22 protein-coding genes, 1 tRNA gene and 1 pseudogene are annotated in these 23444 nt (G+C 71.4%); 11 read left to right on the plus strand and 13 right to left on the minus strand.

The annotated features are described in order from the left end of the window. Positions 1 to 14 precede the first annotated feature (14 nt). Positions 15 to 677: a TPM domain-containing protein gene (locus ACFQ9V_RS15795; RefSeq protein ID WP_382460073.1), complete on the minus strand. Its 663-nt coding sequence runs from the start codon at positions 675 to 677 to the stop codon at positions 15 to 17. Positions 678 to 802: 125 nt separating this feature from the next. Between ACFQ9V_RS15795 and ACFQ9V_RS15800 the strand changes: the two genes are divergently transcribed. Then, positions 803 to 1543: a gamma-glutamyl-gamma-aminobutyrate hydrolase family protein gene (locus tag ACFQ9V_RS15800; protein WP_382460074.1), complete on the plus strand. Its 741-nt coding sequence runs from the start codon at positions 803 to 805 to the stop codon at positions 1541 to 1543. Positions 1544 to 1607: 64 nt separating this feature from the next. Here ACFQ9V_RS15800 and ACFQ9V_RS15805 read toward each other — a convergent pair whose 3' ends face one another. The 8 genes from ACFQ9V_RS15805 to ACFQ9V_RS15840 all read right to left on the minus strand — a co-directional run bounded on the left by ACFQ9V_RS15805 (position 1608) and on the right by ACFQ9V_RS15840 (position 10116). Continuing rightward, complete coding sequence (locus tag ACFQ9V_RS15805) at positions 1608 to 2378, minus strand: protein-L-isoaspartate(D-aspartate) O-methyltransferase (protein ID WP_382460104.1); 771 nt, start codon at positions 2376 to 2378, stop codon at positions 1608 to 1610. Continuing rightward, positions 2263 to 3267, minus strand: coding sequence for an N-acetylglucosamine kinase (locus ACFQ9V_RS15810; RefSeq protein WP_382460075.1), 1005 nt, complete (start codon positions 3265 to 3267; stop codon positions 2263 to 2265). Before ACFQ9V_RS15810 ends, ACFQ9V_RS15805 begins: the two co-directional genes overlap by 116 nt. Next, a complete protein-coding gene (locus tag ACFQ9V_RS15815) occupies positions 3264 to 4523 on the minus strand; it encodes a 6-phospho-beta-glucosidase (RefSeq protein ID WP_382460076.1) in 1260 nt (419 codons plus the stop codon). The genes ACFQ9V_RS15810 and ACFQ9V_RS15815 overlap by 4 nt, the downstream gene beginning before the upstream one ends. A 3-nt stretch (positions 4524 to 4526) precedes the next feature. Further along, positions 4527 to 5432, minus strand: a complete 906-nt coding sequence (locus ACFQ9V_RS15820) for a carbohydrate ABC transporter permease (RefSeq protein WP_382460077.1) — start codon at positions 5430 to 5432, stop codon at positions 4527 to 4529. Further along, positions 5429 to 6412, minus strand: a complete 984-nt coding sequence (locus tag ACFQ9V_RS15825) for a carbohydrate ABC transporter permease (RefSeq protein WP_382460078.1) — start codon at positions 6410 to 6412, stop codon at positions 5429 to 5431. The genes ACFQ9V_RS15820 and ACFQ9V_RS15825 overlap by 4 nt, the downstream gene beginning before the upstream one ends. Before the next feature lie 4 nt (positions 6413 to 6416). Continuing rightward, complete coding sequence (locus ACFQ9V_RS15830; RefSeq protein ID WP_382460079.1) at positions 6417 to 7748, minus strand: ABC transporter substrate-binding protein; 1332 nt, start codon at positions 7746 to 7748, stop codon at positions 6417 to 6419. Between the two features lie 70 nt (positions 7749 to 7818). Beyond that, a complete protein-coding gene (locus ACFQ9V_RS15835) occupies positions 7819 to 8967 on the minus strand; it encodes an ROK family protein (protein ID WP_382460080.1) in 1149 nt (382 codons plus the stop codon). Positions 8968 to 9120: 153 nt separating this feature from the next. Next, positions 9121 to 10116: an SDR family oxidoreductase gene (locus tag ACFQ9V_RS15840; protein WP_382460081.1), complete on the minus strand. Its 996-nt coding sequence runs from the start codon at positions 10114 to 10116 to the stop codon at positions 9121 to 9123. 173 nt (positions 10117 to 10289) lie between these two features. Here ACFQ9V_RS15840 and ACFQ9V_RS15845 point away from each other — a divergent pair, with 173 nt between their 5' ends. Then, positions 10290 to 11498: a mechanosensitive ion channel family protein gene (locus ACFQ9V_RS15845; protein ID WP_382460082.1), complete on the plus strand. Its 1209-nt coding sequence runs from the start codon at positions 10290 to 10292 to the stop codon at positions 11496 to 11498. 65 nt (positions 11499 to 11563) lie between these two features. Here ACFQ9V_RS15845 and ACFQ9V_RS15850 read toward each other — a convergent pair whose 3' ends face one another. After that, entirely contained in the window at positions 11564 to 12340 is a 777-nt protein-coding gene (locus ACFQ9V_RS15850; RefSeq protein WP_382460083.1) for a M23 family metallopeptidase, read from the minus strand. A gap of 165 nt (positions 12341 to 12505) precedes the next feature. On the opposite strand from ACFQ9V_RS15850, the gene msrB reads away from it, so the two are divergent. Both msrB and msrA read left to right on the plus strand, forming a co-directional pair. Beyond that, positions 12506 to 12979 carry a peptide-methionine (R)-S-oxide reductase MsrB gene (gene msrB / locus ACFQ9V_RS15855; protein WP_382460084.1) on the plus strand — a complete coding sequence of 158 codons (474 nt, stop codon included), beginning with the start codon at positions 12506 to 12508 and terminating at the stop codon, positions 12977 to 12979. Further along, a complete protein-coding gene (msrA, locus tag ACFQ9V_RS15860; protein WP_382460085.1) occupies positions 12979 to 13491 on the plus strand; it encodes a peptide-methionine (S)-S-oxide reductase MsrA in 513 nt (170 codons plus the stop codon). The genes msrB and msrA overlap by 1 nt, the downstream gene beginning before the upstream one ends. 6 nt (positions 13492 to 13497) lie before the next feature. On the opposite strand, the pseudogene rlmC reads toward msrA, so the two are convergent. Next, positions 13498 to 14621, minus strand: a pseudogene (gene rlmC, locus ACFQ9V_RS15865) (23S rRNA (uracil(747)-C(5))-methyltransferase RlmC). Between the two features lie 130 nt (positions 14622 to 14751). On the opposite strand from rlmC, the gene ACFQ9V_RS15870 reads away from it, so the two are divergent. The 5 genes from ACFQ9V_RS15870 to ACFQ9V_RS15890 all read left to right on the plus strand — a co-directional run bounded on the left by ACFQ9V_RS15870 (position 14752) and on the right by ACFQ9V_RS15890 (position 19942). Next, the gene (locus tag ACFQ9V_RS15870; protein WP_382460086.1) at positions 14752 to 15537 is read left to right on the plus strand and encodes a DeoR/GlpR family DNA-binding transcription regulator; all 786 of its coding nucleotides are present in this window, start codon (positions 14752 to 14754) and stop codon (positions 15535 to 15537) included. Next, complete coding sequence (locus ACFQ9V_RS15875) at positions 15534 to 16481, plus strand: 1-phosphofructokinase (RefSeq protein ID WP_382460087.1); 948 nt, start codon at positions 15534 to 15536, stop codon at positions 16479 to 16481. The genes ACFQ9V_RS15870 and ACFQ9V_RS15875 overlap by 4 nt, the downstream gene beginning before the upstream one ends. A 60-nt stretch (positions 16482 to 16541) precedes the next feature. Then, positions 16542 to 18611 carry a fructose-specific PTS transporter subunit EIIC gene (locus ACFQ9V_RS15880; RefSeq protein WP_382460088.1) on the plus strand — a complete coding sequence of 690 codons (2070 nt, stop codon included), beginning with the start codon at positions 16542 to 16544 and terminating at the stop codon, positions 18609 to 18611. Positions 18612 to 18662: 51 nt separating this feature from the next. Next, a complete protein-coding gene (locus ACFQ9V_RS15885) occupies positions 18663 to 18932 on the plus strand; it encodes an HPr family phosphocarrier protein (protein WP_382460089.1) in 270 nt (89 codons plus the stop codon). Between the two features lie 122 nt (positions 18933 to 19054). Beyond that, a complete protein-coding gene (locus ACFQ9V_RS15890; RefSeq protein WP_382460090.1) occupies positions 19055 to 19942 on the plus strand; it encodes a trypsin-like serine peptidase in 888 nt (295 codons plus the stop codon). Positions 19943 to 20012: 70 nt separating this feature from the next. On the opposite strand, the gene ACFQ9V_RS15895 is transcribed toward ACFQ9V_RS15890, so the two are convergent. Together ACFQ9V_RS15895 and ACFQ9V_RS15900 are read right to left on the minus strand one after the other, a co-directional pair. After that, positions 20013 to 20085, minus strand: a tRNA-Arg gene (locus tag ACFQ9V_RS15895). Positions 20086 to 20144: 59 nt separating this feature from the next. Then, complete coding sequence (locus tag ACFQ9V_RS15900) at positions 20145 to 20756, minus strand: iron ABC transporter ATP-binding protein (RefSeq protein WP_382460091.1); 612 nt, start codon at positions 20754 to 20756, stop codon at positions 20145 to 20147. 96 nt (positions 20757 to 20852) lie between these two features. Here ACFQ9V_RS15900 and argS point away from each other — a divergent pair, with 96 nt between their 5' ends. Then, positions 20853 to 22556: an arginine--tRNA ligase gene (gene argS / locus ACFQ9V_RS15905; protein WP_382460092.1), complete on the plus strand. Its 1704-nt coding sequence runs from the start codon at positions 20853 to 20855 to the stop codon at positions 22554 to 22556. Positions 22557 to 22560: 4 nt separating this feature from the next. Continuing rightward, positions 22561 to 23385 (plus strand): DUF2993 domain-containing protein, encoded by an 825-nt coding sequence (locus ACFQ9V_RS15910; protein ID WP_382460093.1) that lies wholly within the window; start codon positions 22561 to 22563, stop codon positions 23383 to 23385. The last annotated feature ends 59 nt before the right edge of the window (positions 23386 to 23444 follow it).

Here is a 23444-nt window from a genome sequence, read left to right on the forward strand (position 1 = left end):
TGCACCCGGCGTCGTCATGCTGCGCCCTCCCTGTGCTCCACGTCGCTGTGCTCCACGATCTGCCTCGCGCCGCGCCTGCGCCGGAAGACCAGCCACAGCACGACTCCGCCGACGATCAGGACGACCGCCAGCGCCACCCAGAAGACCACAGTCCCTCCGCTGTCGCCGACCGCCGCGCCGAGTCCCTGTGCCGCGGCGACGGCGGCGGGCGTCCAGTCCTGGGTGCGCAGCTTCGGCTCGACCTGCGTCTGCTCGATAGTGGTCAGCTCGCGGTCGCTGACCGGGCCGCTGCTGTCGCCGGACAGGTAGTAGGACTGGCCGTCCGTCGCGACCGCGAGCAGGTAGTCGGCCGGGCCGAGGTCGTTGCGGGCTGCGGTCTCGTTGGCCCAGTCCTCCTCGTCGGTCGGGTTGGTGAACTGGTCGACGTAGACGACGTAGAGGCGGATGCCGTGGTTCTTGTACAGGGAGGCCGACGCCGCCTCGATCGTGTCGACGTCGGCGTCCGAGAGCACGCTCGCCTGGTCCACGACGTGCCCGGAGCCGAAATCGACAGGGTCCGCTGTGCGCGCCGCCTGCGCCGCGGGCGCGGACAGGACGAGCGGGGCCGACACAGCGCCCACCGCGAGCAGGAGGGCGAGGAGCGCGCGACGCCCGATCAGCGAACGGTGCACAGACATTCACCCACTCTCCCGAGCTTTCTTGTCATCGAGCCGAGTCTAGGAGCGCGCTCCGGCCGTGTCACTGTTTCGACCTGTTACGCGTCCGGGTGCGCCGAGGCGGAGGCCGCCGCAGAATGGCTGTCATGTCCCCGGCCGCCCGCACCCTCGCCGTCGTCGAAGCGACGCGCTTCCGCGGCCACGACCCGGAGTACCACGCGTACGTGCAGGTGCTCGTCGGGGAAGTCGTCCGCGCGGCAGAGGCCGACGGCTGGACCGTCTCCCGGCTGGCGGCCGACGGCGGCACGGACGCGCTGCTGGCCGCGACCGAGCGCGTGGACGCCGTGGTGATCGTCGGCGGCGAGGACATCGCGCCGCGCTTCTACGGCGGCTCCGCGGGCTACCCGCACGAGAGCCTGCACCGCGAGACCGCGGACGCCGCCCAGCTCGCGCTCGTGCACCGCGCGATCGAACGCGGCCTCCCGCTGCTCGGCATCTGCCGCGGCCTCCAGATCGTCAACGTCGCGCTCGGCGGCACGCTCGTCCAGGACCTGGGGGAGTCCGACCACGTGCGCCGCGGCGTTCCCATCCCGGAGGTGGTCACCACGCATCCCGTGCTCCTGGAGCCGGACAGCCGCGTGGAGGAGCTGCTCGGCGGCCCCGTGGTCGCCGTCCGCAGCGCGCACCACCAGGCGGTGGATGTCGTGGGCACAGGCCTCCGCGTCACGGGGCGCGCCCCCGACGGCCACGTCGAGGCGATCGAGCACGACACCGCCCCCATCCTCGCCGTGCAGTGGCACCCCGAGGACCCCGCCGCCCCGGCGGGTCAGCTCACCGCGCTGCTGGGCGCGCTGCGCGCACCGACGCACGCCTCCCTCGCCGCCTGACTGCGCCGACATTCGTGCCGAATGTCGCGAATGCGGCGGCGAAACGCGACATTCGGCACGAATGTCAGCGGGGCCAGCCGTCGTCGCCGATGAGGGGGACGAACGCGACGGCGCCCAGGTTGCGCTCGCGCAGCGAGCCGTCCGCGCCGCGCACGAAGACGGCCAGGTGCTGGGCGCCTCCCGGATGCCCGACCGGCATCACGATGCGGCCGCCCGGAGCAAGCTGCTCCGGCCACGCGCGCGGCACGGTCGGTCCGGTCGCCGCGGCGACGATCGCGTCATACGGCGCGCCAGCCGGCCAGCCGAGCGTCCCGTCGCCGGTCACGACGTTCACGCGGTAGCCGAGCGCCTCCAGCGTCGCCGCCGCGGTGACGGCGAGCTCGACGTGCCGCTCGATGCTGACCACCCTGTGGCCGAGCTCCGCGGCGACCGCTGCCGCATAGCCGGAGCCCGTGCCGACGTCGAGCACCGCGTCCTCCGGGCCGATCCTGGCCGCCTCCAGCATGAGCGCGACGATGTAGGGCTGCGAGATGGTCTGGCCGTCCCCGATCGGCATCGGGTGGTCCTCGTAGGCGTACCGCTCCGCGCCCTCCGGGACGAACTCGTGCCGCGGCACGCGTCTCATCGCGTCGAGCACCCGCTGGTCCTCGATCCCGCGGAGGCGGAGCTGCTCCTCGACCATCCGCTCGCGTTCTGCGCTGAATTCCCTGTTCGTACGGCTATTGAACCACCGCGGGGCGCCGGTCCTGAAGGCTGGATGTCGCGGTCTCCAGCGCCTCGGCGGACGCGCCTGCGGCCTCCAGGGCCAGCAGGGCGGCGCCGAGGATCGGCGCAGCGGTGACCAGGCGGATGCGCGCGTGCGGAGCGCGCGCCGAGAGCCTGCGCTCCACCCCGGAGAGCAGCCGCTCGTCGCGCGATCCGATCACGCCGCCGCCCAGCACGACCGGCACCTCGCGCCCTAGGAGTCCGAGCCGCCGCAGCGTCGTCACGGCGAACACCACGATCTCCTCGGCCTGACGGTCCACCAGCTCCTGCGCCACCAGGTCGCCGGTGCGCGACGCCGCGAGCACGGCGGGGGCGACGCGGGAGAGGTCGCTGCTCGGGACGCGCCCGAAGTGCAGCGCCTCGATCACGGCGGGGATGCCGTCGAGCCCGAAGATCGGCGGGATGGCCTCCACCAGAGAGGTCGCGGAGCCCCGGCCGTCCACCGCCCGCGCGGCGTGCCAGAGCGCCTGCTCGCCGAGGTGCCAGCCGCCGCCCCAGTCGCCGGAGGTCATCCCGAGCGACGGGTAGCGCACCACCGCACCGTCGGAGCGCACGCCGACGCAGTTGATGCCGGTCCCGCAGACGACGGCGACGGCGTCGGGCTCGCTGGTCCCGGCGCGCAGCAGCGCGAACAGGTCGTTGTCGACCACCGCGTCGGCCCAGGCGTAGCCGGCGATCCCCGCGCGGAACTCGGCCTCCTCGGCCGGGAGGTCCAGCCCGGACAGGTAGATGTTGGCGGCCGCGATCGGTCGCGGACCGGTCTCGGCGAGGAGCCGCTCGATGAGCTCGTCGACCAGCGCGGCCGTCGCGGCCATCCCGATCAGGTGCGGGCTGGAGGTGGCCCCGCGTGCGGTGGCGGCGACAGTGCCGTCGAGCTCGAGAGCGACCGCGTCGGTCTTCGATCCGCCGCCGTCGACGGCGATCACGATCGGGGAGGCCTCCCCCTGCGCCCCGCTCATCGCGCCCACGCCAGGTGCGCCCGGTTCCCGGCGAGGAGCAGGTCGGTGAGCTTCTCCGCGCGGTCGTACTGCCCGACCAGCGGATGGGCGAGCATCGCCCGCAGCACCCGGTCCCGTCCGCCGTGGACGGCGGCGTCGAGTGCGAGCCGCTCGTAGCCTGCGACGTGGCCGATCAGCCCGGCGAGGTCGTCGGGGAGCGCCGGGACCTCCACCGCGCGCACGCCGTCCGCGCCGACGACCGCCGGCACCTCGATCACGTGGTCGTCTGGCAGGAAGGGCAGGGTGCCGTCGTTGCGCAGGTTGACCACCTGCACGTCGCCGAGGTCGCCGGTCAGCGACGCGAGCAGGTCGACTGCCGCCTCCGAGTAGAACGCCCCGCCGCGCTGGGCCAGCTGGTCGGGCTTCGTGTCGACTGACGGGTCCGCGTACAGCTCCAGGAGCTCGCGCTCCACCTGCTGCACGGCCTCGGCCCGGGAAGGGGCGTGGAGTTGCTCGCGCAGCACCTCGTCGTGGGCGTAGTAGTAGCGCAGGTAGTAGCTCGGCACGTTCCCGAGCAGGCGGATCAGGGAGGCCGGCAGCTCGATCTCCTCGGCGAGCTGCGGGAGGTGGGCGCCCAGCAGGTCGGGGAGGACGTCCCGGCCGCCGACCGTGACCGACCGCTCCCAGGTGAGGTGGTTGAGGCCGACGTGCCCGAGAGCGACGTCGCCCGGCGCGACCCCGAGCAGGCCGGCGAACCGGCGCTGGAAGCCGATCGCGACGTTGCAGAGCCCGACCGCGCGGTGGCCCTCCTGCAGCAGCGCGCGCGTCACGATGCCGACCGGGTTGGTGAAGTCGACGATCCAGGCGCCCGGCTTGGCGTGCCTCCGCACGGCGTCCGCCACCGAGAGGACGACGGGGACGGTGCGCAGCGCCTTGGCGAAGCCGCCGGGGCCGGTGGTCTCCTGCCCGATGCAGCCGCACGCGTGCGGGAACGTCTCGTCCCCGTGCCGGGCGGCCTGGCCGCCGACGCGGAGCTGGAGGAGCACGGCGTCGGCGTCCGCGACGCCGGCGACCAGGTCGGAGGTCGGCACGATCCGCCCGGGATGCCCCGCCGCGCGGAACATCCGTTCGCTCACGCCGCCGACCAGCCGAAGCCGCTCCGGGTCGGTGTCGACCAGCCAGAGCTCCTCGATCGGCAGCAGGTCGCGCAGCCGGGCGAACCCGTCCACGAGCTCGGGGGTGTAGGTGGAGCCTCCGCCCACGACGGCCAGTTTCACGAGCTATCCCTTCACGCCGGTGAGTGTGATGCCCTCCACGAACACGCGTTGGGCGAAGAAGAAGATGATCACCACGGGCACGGTGACGAGCATGGTCATCGCCATGGTGAGCCCCCAGTCGGTGCCGTGGACGCCGCGGAACGACGCCAGCCCGTAGGCGACCGGCCAGGCGGCCGGGTTCTCGGACGTGTACAGCAGCGGGCCGTAGTAGTCGTTCCAGGAGTTGAAGAACATGAAGATGGCGGTCGCGGCGATCCCGGGCTTGGCCATCGGCAGGACGACCCGCCAGAGCACCCCGAACTCGCCGTTGCCGTCGATGCGCGCCGCGTCCGAGTACTCCGGCGGGATGGTCAGGAAGAACTGCCGCAGCAGGAAGATCGAGAACGCGTCGCCCAGCAGGTTCGGCAGGATGAGCGGCCAGAGCGTCCCGGTCAGGCCGAGCTGGGACCACATCACGTAGATCGGGATCGCGGTCACCTGGGGCGGCAGCAGCATCGCCACGATGATCGCGGTGAACAGCACGCCGGAGCCGCGGAACCGGATCTTGGCCAGCGCATACGCGGCGGGGACCGACGAGAGCAGCATGAAGGCCGTGGCCAGGATCGCGTACATCGCCGAGTTCGCGAACCACTGCGCGAGCGGCACGGTCGTGAACACGGTGACGTAGTTGCTCCAGACGAACGGCTGCGGCCAGAGCGACGCGGTCAGGGTCTGGGAGCTCGACATCAGCGAAGTGAGCAGCACGAACGCGACGGGGGAGACGAACAGCACGGCGAGCACGATGAGCACGGCGTGCTCCGCGATCCAGCCGAGCACGCGGCGGGTGCGCAGCGAGCGCGGGCTGCGGATCCTGCGCTGCGGGGCGGCGGGAGAGGCCGGCGCCTCCGGGGTCAGGGTTGCGGACGTCATTGTGCGCCTTCCGGGGTGAACGCCTTGAAGCGGCGCAGCAGCAGGACGAGAATGAGCGCCGCGACCACGAACAGCAGCACGGCGAGCGCGGACGCGTAGCCGAGCTGGTAGGTGCCGAAGCCGCGCACGTACAGCCACTGCGTGTAGGTGAGCAGCGAGCCGTCGGGGTACCCCAGGGTGTTGCCGATGCCCTCGCCGACCACGGCCTTGCCACTGGCCACCGAGGAGGCGACCGCGGCCTCCGTGAAGTACTGGATCGCAGCGATGACGCCGGTGACGACGGCGAACAGCAGCACGGGCGAGATGCTCGGCAGCGTGACGTAGCGGACCTTCTGGAGGCCGCCCGCGCCGTCGAGGGAGGCCGCCTCGTACTGCTCGCGCGGCACGTCGAGCAGCGCGGCGAGCAGGATGATCATGATGTCGCCCATCACCCACACGCCGAGCAGCACGAGCGACGGCTTCGACCAGGCCGGGTCGTTGAACCACAGCGGCCCCTTGATCCCGAACCAGGCGAGCACCTGGTTGACCGGGCCGGTGCCCGGGTTGAAGAGGAACACGAACGCGACGACGCTCGCGACCGGCGGCACCAGCGCCGGCAGGTAGAAGACCGTCCGCCAGAGGCCGGACGCCCGGCGTGCGCGGGCGAGGAGGCCGGCGACGATGAGCGCGAACCCGGTCTTCACCGGCACCCAGATCACCACGAACCACAGCGTGTTCAGGGTGGCGAGCCAGACGTTCGGGTCCTGCGTGAACAGGTACTCGTAGTTGCGCAGGCCGATCCACTGCGGAGGCGACACCAGGTCGAACCGGGTGAACGAGTAGTAGACGGAGGCGATGAGCGGGTAGACGAAGAAGACCGCGAGCCCCAGCAGCGCGGGGGCGAGCAGGGCCAGCGTCACCAGGTTGCGGCGCCGCCGGCTGCGGGAGGGCCGCGCGGGGCGGGCGGTCGCCCGCCCCGCGCTTCGAGCAGTGACGGTCACGAGCTCACGGACCCGTCGAGAGGGCGAGGGCGTCGTTGATCTGCTTGTCGACCGACTTCAACCCGGCGTCGATGTCGCCGCCCTGGCTCTGGTACCTGTTCCACCAGTCCTGGAAGGTGTTCTGGTAGCCGGCCCCGAGCGGGCTGGCGGGCGTGGTCATGACGTTCTTGTTCGACGAGATGTCGAGGAACGTCTTGAACTGCGGCGAGACCTCCAGCTTGGGCGAGGCCAGCGCGTCCTTCGTGGTGGGCACGTTCTTCAGGCCGTTCGCGAGCTTCACGACCGCGTCGGTGTCGGTGGTGAGGTACTTCAGCAGCGCCCAGGCCAGCTCCGGCTGCGTGGAGCCCTTCGAGATGCCGATGATGTTGCCGGTGATGTACCCGCCGCCGTAGAGGTCGGTGTGGTCGTCGGCGGTCGGGAACGGCGCCGTGCCGTAGTCGAGCCCCTTGGCCTGGTCGTCGATGAACGCGGTGCGGTACTCGCCGTCCATGTTCATCGCCACTTGGCCGGTCTGGAACGCGTTGTCGGCGGAGAACTCCTGGCCGAGGCCCGAGGTGAAGGCGTTGAGCTTGTCCCAGCCGATCTTGTCGACGTAGGCCTTCTGCCACTCGATCAGCTCCTTCCAGCCGGGGGAGGAGGAGATCGCGCTGGTGCCGTCGGCCTTCAGCCACTCCGCTCCCGCGGCCGGGCCGTAGTGGGCGGCCGAGTTCTCGTACCAGCCCATCGTCGGGTTGAAGCCGAGGGTCTTGATCGAGCCGTCGGCGTTGAAGGTCGTCAGCTTGTCCGCCATCGACTCCAGCTCGCCGAGCGTCTTGGGCGGCTCGCTGAATCCGGCCGCCTGTAGGAGCTTCTTGTTGTAGTAGAGGCCGTACACATCCGCGAGCATCGGCATCGCGCAGCGGTTGCCCTTGAACTCCGTGTACGACTTCACGGTGTCGCTGAACTGGCTGAGGTCGACCTTGTCGCGCTCGATCACCCTGTTGAGCGAGCGGAACGCTCCGTTCGTGCAGAAGTTGCCGACGATGTCGGTCGAGTAGGAGAGCCCGACGTCGACCTTGCTGCCGGTGGCGATGGCCTTCTGCAGCTTCTCGTCGTCCTGGCCGGAGTGCACGTCGACCGTGATCTTGGGGTACTTCTTCTCGAAGTCGTCGACGACCGACTGGATGACCTTGGCCTCCCGGTCGGAGAAGAAGTGCCAGAACGAGACGGTGCCCGACAGGTCGGACGGCGTGCTGTCCTGGAAGGACGCGCCACTGGACCCGCCGGAGCAGCCGGCCAGGGCGAGCGCCGCGGCCGTGGCGACGGCGGCGGCTGCGATGAGTTGACGGTGTTTCACGGGTGGTTCCTCGCTGATCCTTCTCGTGATGTTCGGGTGGACGGTGTGGTGCGGAGGTGCCGTCGCCGTCTCAGACGGCGATGCGCGACACTTCGTCGAAGAGCGCCTCGCGCACCTCGCCGAGGAGGTGCTCGCGGGCGCCGCGGAGGACGGGGTGGGTGGCGACGCCGGTGACGACGACGGCGCGCTCGCCCCAGGCGTCGCGCAGTTCTGCCGCGACGAGCTCGGCGAGCCGGGGGCCGCAGGCGGCGCCGGTCGGGCCGCCGAGGACGACCAGCTCCGGATCGAGCAGCGCGAGCACGGGGACGACGCCGACGGCGACCCGCGGGGCGAGCTCGGCCACCAGCGCAGCCCGTGCGCTGTCGTCGCCCCGGAGGTCGTCGGTCAGGCCATGTGCGCCGGCGAGCCGGGACACGGCCGGGCCTCCGATGAGGTCCTGGAGGTCGGCGGCGCCCGGGTCGAGGGCCGCGGCCGTTCGCGGGATCGGGAGGTAGCCGATCTCGCCCGCTCCGCCCGAGGCGCCGCGGTGGACGGAGCCGGCCTGGTCGACGGCGAGGCCGAGGCCGTCGCCCATCCAGAGCAGCGCGAAGCCGCCGGCTTCGGTGCCCGCACCATCGGTGCGCTCGGCGACCGCGGCGAGGTTCACGTCGTTGTCGATGTGGACCGCGATGCCGAGGGCGTCCTCCAGCCGGCGGCGGATGCCCCGCTTGGGCCAGCCGGGCAGCGTCTCGATGTAGGTGAGCTCGTCCGTCCGCGGGTCGAGGGCGCCCTGGACGCCCACGCAGACGGCGCGCACCCGCCCGGCGTCGACGGAGGCCGCGTCGCAGGCGGCGTCGATCGCGAGGCGGAGGTCGGCCTCCGGCGCCCGCGCGGCGAGCGGGGTGACCGCGATGGGGTGTTCGGCTCCCGCGGCGTCCACGATGGTCGAGCGGATGGAGGTCGCGTCGATGTCGACGGCGACGCCGAGCATCCGGTCGGTGCGCACCGCGTAGCCGGCGGCGTTGGGTCCGCGCCCGGCGGAGACCTCGCCGACCACGTGGATGAGCCCGGCCGTCTCCAGGCGTGAGACCATCTGGGCGGCCGTGGGCTTGGAGAGCCCGGACAGCTCGCCGATCCTGGTGCGCGTCAGCACTCCGTGCTCGAGCAGCAGCGCGAGCGCCGTGCGGTCGTTGGTCTCGCGGAGCCACCCCGGGGTGCCCCGGACGGGTCGGTCGGCCATTGTCATCCCCTCGTCGGAACGATCTGATGGCCAGAATGTATCAGGAAACTTTCTTTATAGTAAAGAGCCCGACCAAAAAATCACCGAGGGGCACGTAGTTGTCACTTTCGGCGCGCGAAAGTGACAACAACGTGCCCCTCGAGGGGCATCTGGTCAGACCGCCGAGCGCGCGTGGTCGACGAGGCGGTCGAACGCCGCGTCGAGGTCGGGGTCGAGCCGCTGGCGGGACGCGTCCGCGAGGTACCAGTCGACGATCTCGCCCGCGCCGTGCGCGAACGTGACGGTGGCCCGGTACTCGGGCACCAGCGCCTTCACCTTGGCGTTGTCGAAGTGCATCGAGTGCGCCTTGTCGCCGAGGAGCCCGGGGCCAAGGTCGGGGATGACGGCGGCGATGGTCTCGCTCGCGACGTGCACGAGCTCGGCCTCCACACCGAGGGCCTCGGCGAGGTAGCAGTAGATCTGGTCCCAGGTCGGCGCCTCGTCGGCGGTGATGTGGAAGGAGTCGCCCACGGCCTCCGGGCGGCCGAGCAGCCCGACGAACGCGACCGCGAAGTCCGTGTTGTGCGTGATGGTCCACCGGCTCGTGCCGTCGCCGTGCACGACGACCGGCGCCCCGCGGCGCATCCGCTCCAGGTCGGTCCAGTGCCCGCTGGTCGGGATCATCGTGCGGTCGTAGGTGTGCGACGGGCGCACGATCGTGATCGGGAAGCCGCGCTCGCGGTACGCCTCCACCAGGAGGTCCTCGCACGCGATCTTGTCGCGGGAGTACTGCCAGAACGGGTTGCGCAGCGGCGTGGACTCGATCACCGGCATCCGGGCGGGCGGGGTCTGGTAGGCGGACGCCGAGGAGATGAACACGTACTGGCCGACCCTGCCCTCGAACAGGTCGAAGTCTGTGCGGATGTGCTCCGGCGTGAAGGCGAGGAACTCCGCCGCGACGTCGAAGCTGCGTTCGCCGAGCACGTGGTGCACGCTGTCCGCGTCGCGGATGTCGGCGTGCAGCACCTCCACCCCGTCCGGGAGGGGGCGCAGGTCGCTGTTCCCGCGGTTCACGACCGTGACCTCGTGGCCCTGCTCGAGGGCCCGGGCGACGCACGCGGAACTGATGACCCCCGTGCCGCCGATGAAGAGTGTCCGTGTCGCTGTCATCCCTGCTCCTCGCATCGTCGCCGGCGGTCCCGCACAGGTTTCGCGGCCGTCGCCGGCCACGCCCCCAGACGACCCACACTAACGCTCCGACGGCCCTCGAGGTTAAGGTCCCGTCGCCTCCCGGGTACAGTGCAGGTCGTCCACCCGGCAGACCAGGGAAGGAGTCCTCCACCGTGCCACTGCGAACCTGGCCCTCACTCGTGATCGCCTGCCTCATCGCCATCGTCGCCGCCGTGCTGGTGACGGCGATCGTGGGGCTGATCCTGCGCGGTGTCGGCCGCCATCGCCAATGGCCCGCTGTACTGACGAAGCGCGCGCGGGTCCCGTTCCGGCTGTTCCTGGCGGTCATCGTGCTGTGGATCGCGGTCGCGCTGACGCTGCCGCCGAACGTGCCGGCGGACTGGAGGGGCGTCATCCAGCACGCCTTCCTGATCCTCGCGATCGCCACCGGGACCTGGTTCCTCGCGGCGCTGGTGGTCTTCGCCGAGGACCTCGGGCTCGCCCGCTACCGCGTCGACGTCCCGGACAACCGGTACGCCCGCCGGGTGCGCACGCAGGTGCTGGTGCTGCGGCGGTTGACGGTCGTGGCGGCCGTCGTGATCGGGCTGGCCGCGATCCTGCTGACCTTCCCCGTGCTGCAGGCGGCGGGGGCCAGCCTGCTGGCGTCGGCGGGGATCATCGGTGTGATCGCCGGTGTCGCCGCGCAGTCGAGCCTGGCGAACCTGTTCGCCGGCATCCAGCTCGCCTTCAGCGACGCCATCCGGATCGACGACGTCGTGGTGGTGGAGCAGCAGTGGGGGACCATCGAGGAGATCACCCTCACCTACGTGGTGGTGCACATCTGGGACGACCGCCGGCTGGTGCTGCCGTCCACCTACTTCACGACGAAGCCGTTCGAGAACTGGACGCGCCAGCACAGCGAGCTCCTCGGCTCCGTGGAGTTCGACCTCGACTGGCGGGTGTCGCCGGCAGGGATGCGCGCGGAGTTGAACCGCATCCTCGCCGCGACTGACCTGTGGGACGGCCGCACGGGCGTCCTCCAGGTCACCGACGCGACGCAGGGCTGGGTGCGGGTGCGCGTGCTGGTCACCGGCAAGGACGCCCCGACCCTGTTCGACCTGCGCTGCTACGTGCGGGAGCGCCTGATCGACTGGATGCAGCGCTACTCCGACACCGCGCTGCCGCGCAAGCGCGTGGAGATCGTGGAGACTCCCGAGACCCAGGTGCCGAGCTCCCGCGCCCGCAGCGCCCAGGAGGCCGAGGGCCGCCTCTTCGGCGGCACCCCCGAGAAGGAGCAGCGCGCCTCCCAGTTCACCGACGCGATTCCGGTCGTCCAGGATCCGTCGCGTACGGACGAACGTGCCGCCGACCCGGCCGACTGACGGGGCAGAGCCGCAGCACTCGGCCCCGCATAGTGGATGGCGTGGTGCTGCGGCTCCGGTGCCGATCAGACCAGATTCTGCCCCTTGCGCTTCTGCGCGATGCCCACGCGGAGGTTCCAAATGAACGGGTCGCTCAGCTGGATCATGTCACCGGTGACAGCGCCCGTCGCCTGGAGCGCGGCCACCTCGTCCATCGTGTTCAGGATCGTGAACGTGCCGTCGGTCGCGGCGAATGCCACCGATCCGTTCGGGTGCCTGACGAGTCGTCCCATTTCTTCATCCTCTCGTGGTGCCGGCGCCGCGGAGACCCCGCTGCCGACGTACTTCTCAAAATCGACGGACCCGCCACGGGTGCCGTGAGCTGCTCCTGCGCCGAGGTGCAGACTGATGTGCAGATGCGCGCCGACGCCGGTTTCCGAACCGTTGGCCGAGGCTCCGGTGAGCCCGATCTGCTGCCCGCTCGCCACTCGCTGACCGACGCTGACGTCGATGCGCGAGAGATGCAGGTAGTCGGACTTGGCGCCATCGTCGTGATCGATGTAGATCATCCGGCCCCCCGACCCCGAGGTCGAATGATCGGTCATGACGACCGTGCCCGCCGCGACCGCCCTGGTGGCGCGTCCGGCAGGCAGCACGTAGTCCGTTCCCGGATTGGGCGAGTTCCGCGCGTTGTGGGCGGCGAAATTATCGGAGACCTGCCTCGAGTCCGTTGGATACACGAACGCTGTCGCAGCCGAAGCGCTCGACAATGCGGCGCCGACGAGTCCGAATGCTGCGGCCGCGGTCGATCCGGCGATGAATGATCGTCGGCCGACGCCCGATGGCATCAGATTGCTTTCCACAGAACCCCCTTTCACTCTTTGGTGCTGAACATGTAAAACCTTAGCTGTAAGAATTGAAATGTGCATCCAGCAAACTCACAGCAACGCAGGGACCATCCCGGCGCCTTCCGCTGTTCTCCTTACTGACGGCGCCGCAGCCAGCGCTCGCCGCACTCAGGAGGAAACGTGACACAGGACTACCGCAAGAGCCAGGACGCCGTCGCGCGGCTCACCGCCGCGCAGTACGCGGTCACCCAGGAGGCGGCGACAGAGCCGGCCTTCCGCAACGAGTTCTGGAACAATCACGAGGCGGGGCTCTACGTCGACATCGTGTCGGGGGAGCCGCTCTTCGCGTCCGTGAACAAGTACGACAGCCGTTCCGGTTGGCCGAGCTTCACCGTGCCGGTGGAGCCGGGCAACATCGTCGAGAAGAGAGACCGCACCTTCGGGATGGTCCGCACCGAGGTGCGCTCCGCCCACGGCGACAGCCACCTCGGCCACCTGTTCGACGACGGGCCCGCCGAGGCGGGCGGCCTGCGCTACTGCATCAACTCCGCCGCACTCCGCTTCGTCCCGCTCTCCGAGCTGGACGAGCAGGGCTACGGCGACTACCGACACCTTTTCGAGAACGACGAGAACGAGAACGAGGAGAACCACTGATGACGACCGAGAAGGCCATCCTGGCCGGAGGATGTTTCTGGGGCATGCAGGACCTCATCCGCAAGCGCCCGGGCGTCGTGGGCACCCGCGTCGGCTACACCGGCGGCGACGTGCCCGACGCCACCTACCGCAACCACGGCAACCACGCCGAGGCGATCGAGATCGAGTTCGACCCGGAGCGGGTCAGCTACCGCGACCTGCTCGAGTTCTTCTTCCAGATCCACGACCCCTCGACCAAGAACCGGCAGGGCAACGACGTCGGCACCAGCTACCGTTCGGCGATCTACTACGCGGACGCCGAGCAGCGCAGCGTCGCCGAGGACACCATCGCCGACGTGGACGCGTCCGGTCTCTGGCCGGGCAAGGTCGTCACCGAGGTGGAGCCGGCCGGACCGTTCTGGGAGGCCGAGCCCGAGCACCAGGACTACCTGGAGCGCATCCCGTGGGGCTACACCTGCCACTTCGCCCGCCCGGACTGGAAGCTCCCGCGCCGCGAGGCCGCGGCGAGCTAGTCCCGGCTAGGCCCGGTCCAGCAGCACCGCCACCTCCTGGTGACCGGTCTGCGGGACATGTCGAGCACGCGGCCGGTGCGGATGCGGTACGACGGCATCCGCGCCAGGTCGTGGGCGAGGCTCTTCGGGTTGCAGCTCGAATACACCACGCTCGGAACGCCGGAGCCCTCGAGCCAGCCGGAGAGCTCCGCGCCGATGCCGCGCCGCGGCGGGTTGACGATGACCAGCTCCGGCGCGGTCTTCGCCGCCAGCGCGAACGCGGTGGCGTCTCCCGCCCGGAACGCCACCAGCGGCAACCCGGCCGCGGAGGCCGTCGCGCGGGCGCTCCGCACGGCCTCCGTGCTGGTCTCCACGCCGACGACCCGCCGCCCGGGCGTCGCCACGTTCAGGGCGAAGCCGCCCACCCCGCAGTACAGGTCCCACACGCTGGCCGGCGACACCTCGTCCACCCAGGCGGCGACCTGCGCGTACAGCGCCTCGGCGACGGCGGTGTTGGTCTGGAAGAAGCTCTGCGGACGCAGCCGCAGCGGGATGCCGCCCACCCGCATCACGAGCGACGACTCCGCGGTCAGCACGATCTCGCGCTCGCCCTCCACCACCGCCTTGTGCTCCGGCTGGAGGTTCACGGTCACGACCCGCGCGGCCGGCAGCGCGGCCAGCAGCTCGGGCAGCAGCGCGCGGATGCGGCCGACGGACTCCTCGGACCTGACCACGAACCGCACCATCAGCTCGTCGTCGGGGGAGAGGGTCACCAGCAGGTACTTGAGCTCGCCGCGGCGGTCGGGCACGCTGTACGGCTCGATCCTGGCGCGCGTCACGACGCCGGCGAGCACCGGCAGCGCCGCCCGGACGCCCGGCGCGCAGATCCCGCACTCGCGGAGGTCGACGCCGCGCCCCGCCTCGTCGAGGATGCCGATGGTCGGCGCATCGACAGTGCCGGAGACGACCATCTTGGCTTTGTTCCGGTACCCGGACTCGGCGCTCGCGACCGGCGGCAGCCAGGCCGCGTCGCCGAACGGCGCAAGGAGCTCGCGCGAGAGGCGGTCCTTGCCGGCGAGCTGCTCGGCGTAGGGGACGCCCATCAGCGTGCACGAGCGGCACACGCCGGCGTCGAAGTACGAGCAATCCATTCCGCGAACGATTGTACGTGGCACTGCGATTCCCACACGGCCGCGCGAAAACGCAGAAACAACCACAAAGAATCCTCTTGCTGGATGTTGTTTCGTGTTGTAATGTGTGGGAAACCAAAGGAGGTCTCGCGTGTATGCAACGGAGCGTCAAGAGCTGATCGAGCGGCTGCTGCTCGAGGAGGGCCGCGTCGCCGTGGTCGAGCTCTCCGAGCGGTTCGGGGTGACCACCGAGACCGTGCGCCGCGACCTCGACGCCCTGGAGGCCGCCGGCGCTCTGCGCCGCGTGCATGGCGGCGCCGTCGCCCTGGAGCGCGTGAGCACCGCGGAGGCCTCCGTCTTCGAGCGCACCGGCCTCCGCGCCGACACCAAGCAGCGCATCGCCGCCCGCGCCCTCGACGTCCTCGGTGACGGCTTTCGCGGCTCCCTCTACCTCGACGCGGGCACCACCACGGCGGCCGTCGCCCAGCTCCTTCCCGCCCGGCTGTCCGCCACCGGGGGAGAGGCGGAGGTCGTCACCCACTCGCTCACCCTCGCTCCCGCCCTCGCGGCGGCCGATCGCGTGGCCCTCACCGTCGTCGGCGGCCGCATCCGCGGGGTCACCGCGGCGGCGGTCGGCGCGGCGACGGTCCGCTCCATCCAGTCGCTGCGGCCCGACATCGTGTTCGTCGGCGTCAACGGCGTCTCCGCGGGCTTCGGCCTCAGCACCCCCGACCCGGAGGAGGCCGCCGTCAAGGAGGCCATCGTCCGGGCCGCCCGGCGCGTCGTCGTCGTCGCGGACTCCACCAAGTTCCAGCAGGAGTCGCTCGTCTCGTTCGCGCCGCTCGACGCGGTGGACGTGCTGGTGACCGACCGAGCGCCGGACGGCGAGCTCGCCGACGCGCTCGCAGCCGCCGGCGTGGAGGTCGTGCAGGCATGATCGTCACCCTGACCGCCAACCCGTCCCTCGACCGGGCCGTCACGCTGAGCGCGCCGCTGCGCCCCGGCGAGGTCCAGTCCGCGGCGTCGTCCCGCGAGGACGCAGGCGGCAAGGGGATCAACGTGGCCCGCGTCGTCGCGGCCTCCGGAGTGCCGGCGCTCGCCGTCCTCCCGCTCGCCGCCGACGACCCGTTCGGTATCGTGCTCCGCTCGGCCGCCGTGCCCGTCCGCACGGTCTCCATCCACGGCCACGCGCGCGCCAACCTCACCATCACCGACCCCGCAGGCGCCACCACCAAGCTGAACCTGCCCGGAGCCGCCCTCGACGCCGCCGACGCCGCCGCGCTGGTGGAGGCCGTGGTAGAGGCCTGCGCCGGCGCCAGCTGGCTCGTGCTCGCCGGCTCGCTGCCGCCCGGCGCCGGCGACGACTTCTACGTGACCGTCATCCGCGCCGTGCGCGAGCGCTGGGCGGACGCCGCCCCGCTCATCGCGGTGGACACGTCGGGGGAGGCCCTGCGGGCCGCCGTCTTCGACGGTCACCCCGACCTCATCAAGCCCAACGAGGACGAGCTCGCCGAGCTCACCGGTTCCTCGTTTGAGTCCGGCGAGCTCCCGGAGGCGGTCCTCGCCGTCGCCCGAACGCTCGTCCCCGAGCGGGCCGGCTCCGCGCTGGTCACGCTCGGCGCCCTCGGCTCCGTCCTCGTGACCGCCGACGGCGGCTTCGTGGCCGACGCCCCGCGCATCCGCGTTCGGAGCACCGTCGGCGCAGGCGACAGCGCGCTGGCCGGCTACCTGCTGGCCGACGTCGCCGGCGCCACCCCCTCCGAGCGGCTCGTTCACGCGATCCGCTTCGGCTCGGCCGCGGCCTCGCTGCCCGGCACCCAGGCGCCCCGACCGGCCGACCTGCCCGCCGGCGACCTCAAGGTCGCCGCACTCCATCCCTGAACCATCCGAACCCCCGGGAATTCATCTCCCCGGAGTTCATCCCCCGACCTGGAGGACACCGTGTCACTGAAGACCATCACCCCCGCACTCGTCAGCCTCGACGGCGGCGCGGCCGGCGACAAGAGCGACGTCATCCGCGCACTCGCCGCGCGCGTCGTCGCCGAAGGCCGCGCCAGCGACGCCGACGCGCTGTACGCGGACGCCTGGGCCCGCGAGCAGAAGGACGAGACCGGCCTGCCCGGCGGAATCGCCATCCCGCACGCGAAGAGCTCGTCCGTGACCGTCCCGACGCTCGCGTTCGCGCGGCTGGAGCCCGGCGTCGACTTCGGCGCACCGGACGGCCCCGCCGACCTCGTGTTCCTGATCGCCGCGCCGGCGGACGCGGCCGAGGCCCACCTCGCCGTCCTGTCGAAGCTCGCGCGCAGCCTGATGACCGAGGAGTTCACCTCGGGACTGCGGGCCGCGAGGACCCCGGAGGACGTCGTGGCGCTCGTGGACGAGGCCATCGGCGAGGGCGACGCGACCGCCTCCGCGACGAAGCCCGCGGCCGCATCCTCCGCCGCACCCGAGGCCGGCGCCGCCCTCCGCATCGACGGCCGCCCCGCCCGCATCGTCGCCGTCACCTCGTGCGCGACCGGCATCGCCCACACCTTCATGGCCGCCGACGCGCTCACCGCCGCCGGCACCAAGAACGGCGTGGCCCTGACCGTCGAGCCGCAGGGCTCCAGCGGCTATCAGGCCATCCCGCAGAGCATCATCGACGACGCGGACGCGGTGATCTTCGCCAACGACGTGGATGTGCGCGAGGAGGCCCGCTTCGCCGGCAAGCCCGTGGTGCGCTCCACCGTCAAGCGCGGCATCGAGCAGCCCGACCAGCTCATCGCCGAGGCGGTCGCCGTCGCGGCCGACCCGAACGGCGCCCGCGTCACCGCGTCCGGCGGCTCATCCACCGCATCGGCGGCGACGAACCTCTCCTGGGGCGCGAACCTCAAGCGCATCCTGCTCACCGGCGTCAGCTACATGATCCCGTTCGTCGCCGGCGGCGGCCTGCTCATCGCGATCAGCTTCCTGCCGTTCCTCGGCGGCTACGGCATCGCGCTCGCGCACGGCACCTCCGGGATGAACAACGCCGTCTACACCCTGACGCACTTCGCGATCTGGAACCTCCCGCCCGAGGGCCTCGGCTACTACCTCGGCGCGATCGCCTTCGAGATCGGGAGCGTGAGCCTCGGCTTCCTCGTCCCGGCGCTGGCCGGCTACATAGCCTTTGCGATCGCCGACCGGCCGGGCATCGCACCCGGATTCGTCGCAGGCGCCATCGCGGTCTTCATGAACGCGGGCTTCCTCGGCGGCCTGATCGGCGGCCTCCTCGCCGGCTACGCCGCGTGGCTGATCGGCCGCCCCGCCGTCCCGCGCTGGCTGCGCGGCCTGATGCCGGTCGTGATCATCCCGCTCGGCGCCTCGATCATCGCCTCCGGTCTGATGCTGCTGATCCTCGGCGCGCCGATCGCGTGGCTGATGACCCAGCTCACCGCCTTCCTGAACGGCCTCTCCGGCGCCGGCGCCATCTTCCTCGGCGTCATCCTCGGCCTGATGATGTGCTTCGACCTGGGCGGCCCGGTCAACAAGGTGGCCTACGCCTTCGCGGTCGCCGGCCTCGCCGCGCAGACCGACGCCAGCTTCCACATCATGGCCGCGGTCATGGTCGCCGGAATGGTGCCGCCGCTCGGGATGGCGCTGGCCTCCACGGTGCTCTACCGCCGCGGCTTCACCGAGGTGGAGCGCGAGAACGGCGCGGCCGCCTGGCTGCTGGGGCTCTCGTTCATCTCGGAGGGCGCTATCCCGTTCGCGGCTGCCGACCCGCTGCGGGTCATCCCGGCGAACCTCGCAGGCGGCGCGGTGGCCGGAGCGCTGGCGATGGCCTTCGGGGTCGGGTCGCGTGCGCCCCACGGCGGGATCTTCGTGTTCTTCGCGATCGACCCGGTCTGGGGCTTCCTCCTGGCGCTCGCGGCCGGAACGCTCGTTACGGCATTCCTCGTGGTCGGTCTGAAGCGGTTCGCGGCGCCCCGCATCGTGACCCGCGCCGCGGCGGAGGCCGAGCATCCCGTCCCCGCGACCGTCGCCGCCTGACCGGCACTGCGCCCCCACGTCCGTCACCCACGACCACAGAAGAAGAGAACCATGACCCAGCGCACCGCCACCGTCGCCAGCTCCTCCGGGCTCCACGCCCGCCCCGCCAAGCTGTTCGTCAAAGCCGTCCAGGAGAAGGGCATCCCGGTGACGATCGCCGCCGGCGACGGCCCCGACCTCAACGCGGCCAGCATCCTCTCCCTGATGGGGCTCGCCGCGAGCAAGGGCACGGTCGTCACCCTGAAGTCGGACGCCCCTGGTGCGGACGTCGCACTGGACGAGCTCGTCGTGCTCCTGGAGACCGACCTCGACGCCGAGTAGCGGCTGACCCTCCACCCTCCCCGGGCCGACGCGGCCCGCCGCCTCCCCGCCCTAGCGTCGAAGGACACGACCGCTCCCCAGTCGCGTCCGGCGGGGACGCAGGGGCGGGAAGGGGGAACAGGATGCGCACGCTCACTCGAGGACTGGCCGCGATCGCGGCGGCGGCCGCGCTGACGGCGGGAAGTCTCGTGCCCGCCACCGCGACGGAGCCGGTGATCGATCCGAAGGGCTATTGGTCGGCGGAGCGGCTGCGGGCGGCGGCGGCCGAACTCCCGGTCGACCAGGGATCGCCGGTTCCCGCAAGCAGCCGGGCCCTGGGCTGGGGATCGGCCACGACCGTCAACCACACGGTCGGGAGGCTGTTCCTCCGCACGCCGACCGGCGATACCTCCTGCACCGCCGCCGTCGTCAACAGCGCGACCAAGAACCTGGTCATCACCGCCGGGCACTGCGTGCACCCCGGAGGGCCGGGCCATGCGTACTACGGCAACTTCCTGTTCGCCCCCGGCTGGAACAACGGCCCGTCCGCGCACGGCTACTGGTCGGGGACGGCGGTGGGCGCCTCCGCCGAGTGGACGCAGAGCAAGAAGTGGGACCACGACTACGCCTTCGTCCGGCTCGCCGCGAACGGAGGGCAGCAGCTCGCGAACCGGGTGGGCGGCAACGCCGTCGCGGCCGGGGCGGGACACGTCCAGGCGAACGTACAGATCTGGGGCTACCCCGTGCTCGCGCCCTACACCGGGCAGGACGCCTACCGCTGCGACGTCTCCACCACGCGCGTGAACAGCTACGCCCCCGACGCCAGGGCCGCGTGCGGCTTCACCCACGGCGCGAGCGGGGGCCCGTGGCTGAAGGACGTGCAATCGTCGGGGCTCGGCACGGTGTGGGCCGTGACCTCCCGCTGCGAGAGCCCGCCGGCCGGCGGGAGCGCGTGCGCGGGGACGGCGCTTTTCGCGGCGCCGTTGCCTGCGGCGGTGTTCGCGTTGCGGGATGCGGTCGGTGCCGCCTGAGCACATCGACGGGGCCTGAGAACAACGGAAGGCCCCTCCCGCGGGAGGGGCCTTCTCATTCGGTTTTCGGTGCCCCCAGTAGGATTTGAACCTACGGCCTTCTGCTCCGGAGGCAGACGCTCTATCCCCTGAGCTATGGGGGCCAGGAGTGCCCGTCCAGGCTAGCATCCTTTCGCGCGGGGCCCGTCCAGCGCGGCCCTGCTCAGCTCGCGGGCAGGTTGCCCAGAACGCTCTGCATCAGCGGCGCCGCGTCGCCCGGCTCGAAGAACGCGGTCGACTCGGCGACGACCCAGTACTTGCCGCGGAAGATCTGCACCTGGCCGGCGGTTCCCGGCTTGAAGTAGCCCTCCACCTGCGGAGGGGTCCCGTAGGTGGGAACCGGCTGGGCCACGGTGATCGCGGCGTTCTTGAGCCCTTCGAGCCTGTCCGCGGGCGGCATCGCCACGGCGATCTGGACCACGTCGCCGCTGGTCTGGTTCTTCCAGGCGCAGGTGACACCCTTCCAGTCCGCGACCTGCTTCTCCAGCGTCCCGTCGGTGGGGGCGTAGCCCGGGTCGGTCGAGAAGTTGGGGTTGTAGGCGTAGAGCTGGTCGGCGGTGACCACCTGGTCGCAGGTCAGCGTGACCGGCGTCGGCGGCAGCGTCGGCGTCGGGGTCGGCGTGGGGCTCGCGACGGGGTCGGCCTTCGAGCCGCCGGCGTGCGCGGACGACGTCGCGGCGGCGTCCGGCTTCGCGGCGGGCGTGCAGCCCACGAGCGTGACGGCGGCGGCGGCGATCGCGAGGGCGGCGAGGGTCCGTGCTGTGTGCTGCTGCATGCGGTTGTGCGTCTTCCGTGTCGTCCCGGTGCGTGTCGCAGCACCCTATCAAGAGCGGGAACGGGTTGCCTTGGAGCGCCATTAGACTAGTTCTTCATGACTCCCGCTGACCTCTCCGCCGCCCTGCTCGCCATCGTGACGACCGTGGTGAGCCGCCGACGCGAGGCCGACGAGAGCATCCCGGAGCTCACGATCACGGCGGAGGACATCCCGCTGGAGCGCCCGAAGAACCGCGAACACGGCGACTGGTCGTCCAACGTCGCGATGCGCCTCGCCAAGCGGCTCGGCGCCAACCCGCGCGAGCTCGCGGGCGAGATCGCCGAGGGCGCTACGGGCATCGACGGCGTCGCATCCGCCGAGGTCGCCGGCCCCGGCTTCATCAACTTCCGCCTGGAGGCCGCGGCAGCGGGCAAGCTCGCCCAGACGATCCTGGAGGCCGGCGAGGCGTACGGCCGCGGAGACCTCTACGGCGGCCTCCTGGTGAACCTGGAGTTCGTCTCCGCGAACCCGACCGGCCCCATCCACCTGGGCGGCGCGCGCTGGGCGGCCGTCGGCGACAGCCTCGCCCGTATCCTGCAGGCCGAGGGCGCCGACGTGACGCGCGAGTACTACTTCAACGACCACGGCTCCCAGATCGACCGCTTCGCGCGGAGCCTGCTCGCCGCCTACCTCGGCGAGGCCACGCCGGAGGACGGCTACGGCGGCGACTACATCGGCGAGATCGCGACCGAGGTCGCGAACCGCGCCGCCGCGAACCCGGAGATCGGCGATCTGGCCGGCCTGTCGCGCGAGCAGCAGCAGGAGGTCTTCCGCGGCCTCGGCACCGAGCTGATGTTCCAGGAGATCAAGGACCGGCTGCACTCCTTCGGCGTCGACTTCGACGTGTACTTCCACGAGGACTCGCTGCACGAGTCGGGCGCCGTCGAGCGCGCGATCGAGCGGCTGGACGAGCTCGGCCACATCTTCGAGGCGGACGGTGCGATCTGGCTGCGCACCACTACGTTCGGCGACGACCGCGACCGCGTCATCGTGCGCTCGAACGGCGAGCCCGCCTACATCTCCGGCGACCTCGGCTACTACCTCGACAAGCGCGAGCGCGGCTTCGAGCAGAACATCATCATGCTGGGCGCCGACCACCACGGCTACATCGGCCGCCTGATGGCGATGGTGGAGGCCTTCGGCGATGAGCCGCACGTCAACCTCCAGATCCTCATCGGCCAGATGGTCAACCTGATGAAGGACGGCGAGCCGGTCAAGATGTCCAAGCGTGCGGGCACCATCGTCACGCTCGACGACCTGGTCGACGTCGTGGGCGTGGATGCAGCGCGCTACTCGCTGGTGCGCTCCTCCACCGACTCGCAGCTCGACATCGACCTCGACCTGCTCACCAAGCGCAGCAACGAGAACCCCGTCTACTACGTGCAGTATGCGCACGCCCGCACCCGCTCGGTGGCGGCGAACGCGGCCAAGACGGGCGTGGACCGCAGCGTCTTCAAGCCGGAGCTGCTCACGCACGAGACCGAGAGCGCCCTGCTCGGCGGCCTCCAGGAGTTCCCGCGCGTCGTCGCCCAGGCGGCGGAGCTGCGCGAGCCGCACCGCGTCGCGCGCTATGTCGAGGAGCTCGCCGGGCTGTACCACGCCTGGTACGCCGTGCGCGACGGCTCGACCCGCGTGCTCCCGCACGGCGACGAGCCGGTCACCGACGCCCACCGCACCCGCCTGTGGCTGAACGACGCGACCGGCCAGGTCGTCCGCAACGGCCTCGCGCTGGTGGGGGTGTCCGCCCCGGAGCGGATGTGACGGCATGAGCGATCAGCGCGATCAGTCCACCGAGGTCCTGTCCGGCGCGCAGCCGCCGGCGGGAGGCCCGGCCGCGCCTGCCCGCCGGGGCCGCCCGCGCTGGCTGAAGACCCTGCTGCGCATCGTGATCCCGGTCGTGGTCGTCGTCCTCCTGCTGGTGGTCGCCGACGCCGTGACCCGCGCTGTCGCGGAGCAGCGGGTCGCGGCCGAGATCGAGAAGAACCTCCCCTCCTCGGTGAAGGCCGACGTCACCGTGCACATCGGCGGCTTCTCCGTGCTCGCGCAGTCCCTCGAGGGCAGCTTCTCGGACGTGGACCTGGTGGCGCCGCACGCGACCGTCAACGGCGCCCCGCTGAGTGCGGCCATCCACGCCACCGGGGTGCCGGCCGACCTGAGCAAGCCGATCCAGTCGGCCACGGGCACGCTGACCATCTCGCAGGACTCGCTCAACAAGCTCGTCACCATCCCCGGCGCGAAGGGCGACATCACGCTCGGCGACGGCGTGCTCGGCTACGACGGGAGCATCGACCTGCTCGGCCTCCCCGTCGACTACACCGTGAGCGCCACCGCCAAGGCGAACGGGACCACCGTCCTGCTCACCCCGGGCAAGGCGACTGTCTCCGCGGGGTCGGGCAACGTGAGCATCACCAAGCTGATCCAGGCGCTGACGGCCAGCGGTCCGTTCCCGCTCTGCGCTGCGCAGTACCTCCCGGACGGCGTGCAGGTCAGCGACATCCACGTGACGCCGAATCGCGCCACCGTCACGCTGACCGCGTCGAACTTCGTGATGGACGAGAAGTTCCTGCACAGCAAGGGCAGCTGCTCGTAGCGGAGGCGCCCCGTAACACGGCGAAGCCGCATGCGCCGCGTCGATAGACTGCTTTCAGC

Origin of the sequence: Leifsonia sp. NPDC056665 (assembly GCF_042791795.1) — a bacterium.
GTDB lineage: Bacteria > Actinomycetota > Actinomycetes > Actinomycetales > Microbacteriaceae > Leifsonia.

What these genes read in the sequence shown, in the direction of transcription:
- ACFQ9V_RS15795 (WP_382460073.1), bottom strand. Translation starts at nt 677, where the DNA reads ATGTCTGTGCACCGTTCGCTGATCGGGCGTCGCGCGCTCCTCGCCCTC.
- ACFQ9V_RS15800 (WP_382460074.1), top strand. Translation starts at nt 803, where the DNA reads ATGTCCCCGGCCGCCCGCACCCTCGCCGTCGTCGAAGCGACGCGCTTC.
- ACFQ9V_RS15810 (WP_382460075.1), bottom strand. Translation starts at nt 3,267, where the DNA reads ATGAGCGGGGCGCAGGGGGAGGCCTCCCCGATCGTGATCGCCGTCGAC.
- ACFQ9V_RS15820 (WP_382460077.1), bottom strand. Translation starts at nt 5,432, where the DNA reads ATGACGTCCGCAACCCTGACCCCGGAGGCGCCGGCCTCTCCCGCCGCC.
- ACFQ9V_RS15835 (WP_382460080.1), bottom strand. Translation starts at nt 8,967, where the DNA reads ATGGCCGACCGACCCGTCCGGGGCACCCCGGGGTGGCTCCGCGAGACC.
- ACFQ9V_RS15840 (WP_382460081.1), bottom strand. Translation starts at nt 10,116, where the DNA reads ATGACAGCGACACGGACACTCTTCATCGGCGGCACGGGGGTCATCAGT.
- msrA (WP_382460085.1), top strand. Translation starts at nt 12,979, where the DNA reads ATGACGACCGAGAAGGCCATCCTGGCCGGAGGATGTTTCTGGGGCATG.
- ACFQ9V_RS15875 (WP_382460087.1), top strand. Translation starts at nt 15,534, where the DNA reads ATGATCGTCACCCTGACCGCCAACCCGTCCCTCGACCGGGCCGTCACG.
- ACFQ9V_RS15885 (WP_382460089.1), top strand. Translation starts at nt 18,663, where the DNA reads ATGACCCAGCGCACCGCCACCGTCGCCAGCTCCTCCGGGCTCCACGCC.
- ACFQ9V_RS15890 (WP_382460090.1), top strand. Translation starts at nt 19,055, where the DNA reads ATGCGCACGCTCACTCGAGGACTGGCCGCGATCGCGGCGGCGGCCGCG.
- ACFQ9V_RS15900 (WP_382460091.1), bottom strand. Translation starts at nt 20,756, where the DNA reads ATGCAGCAGCACACAGCACGGACCCTCGCCGCCCTCGCGATCGCCGCC.
- argS (WP_382460092.1), top strand. Translation starts at nt 20,853, where the DNA reads ATGACTCCCGCTGACCTCTCCGCCGCCCTGCTCGCCATCGTGACGACC.
- ACFQ9V_RS15910 (WP_382460093.1), top strand. Translation starts at nt 22,561, where the DNA reads ATGAGCGATCAGCGCGATCAGTCCACCGAGGTCCTGTCCGGCGCGCAG.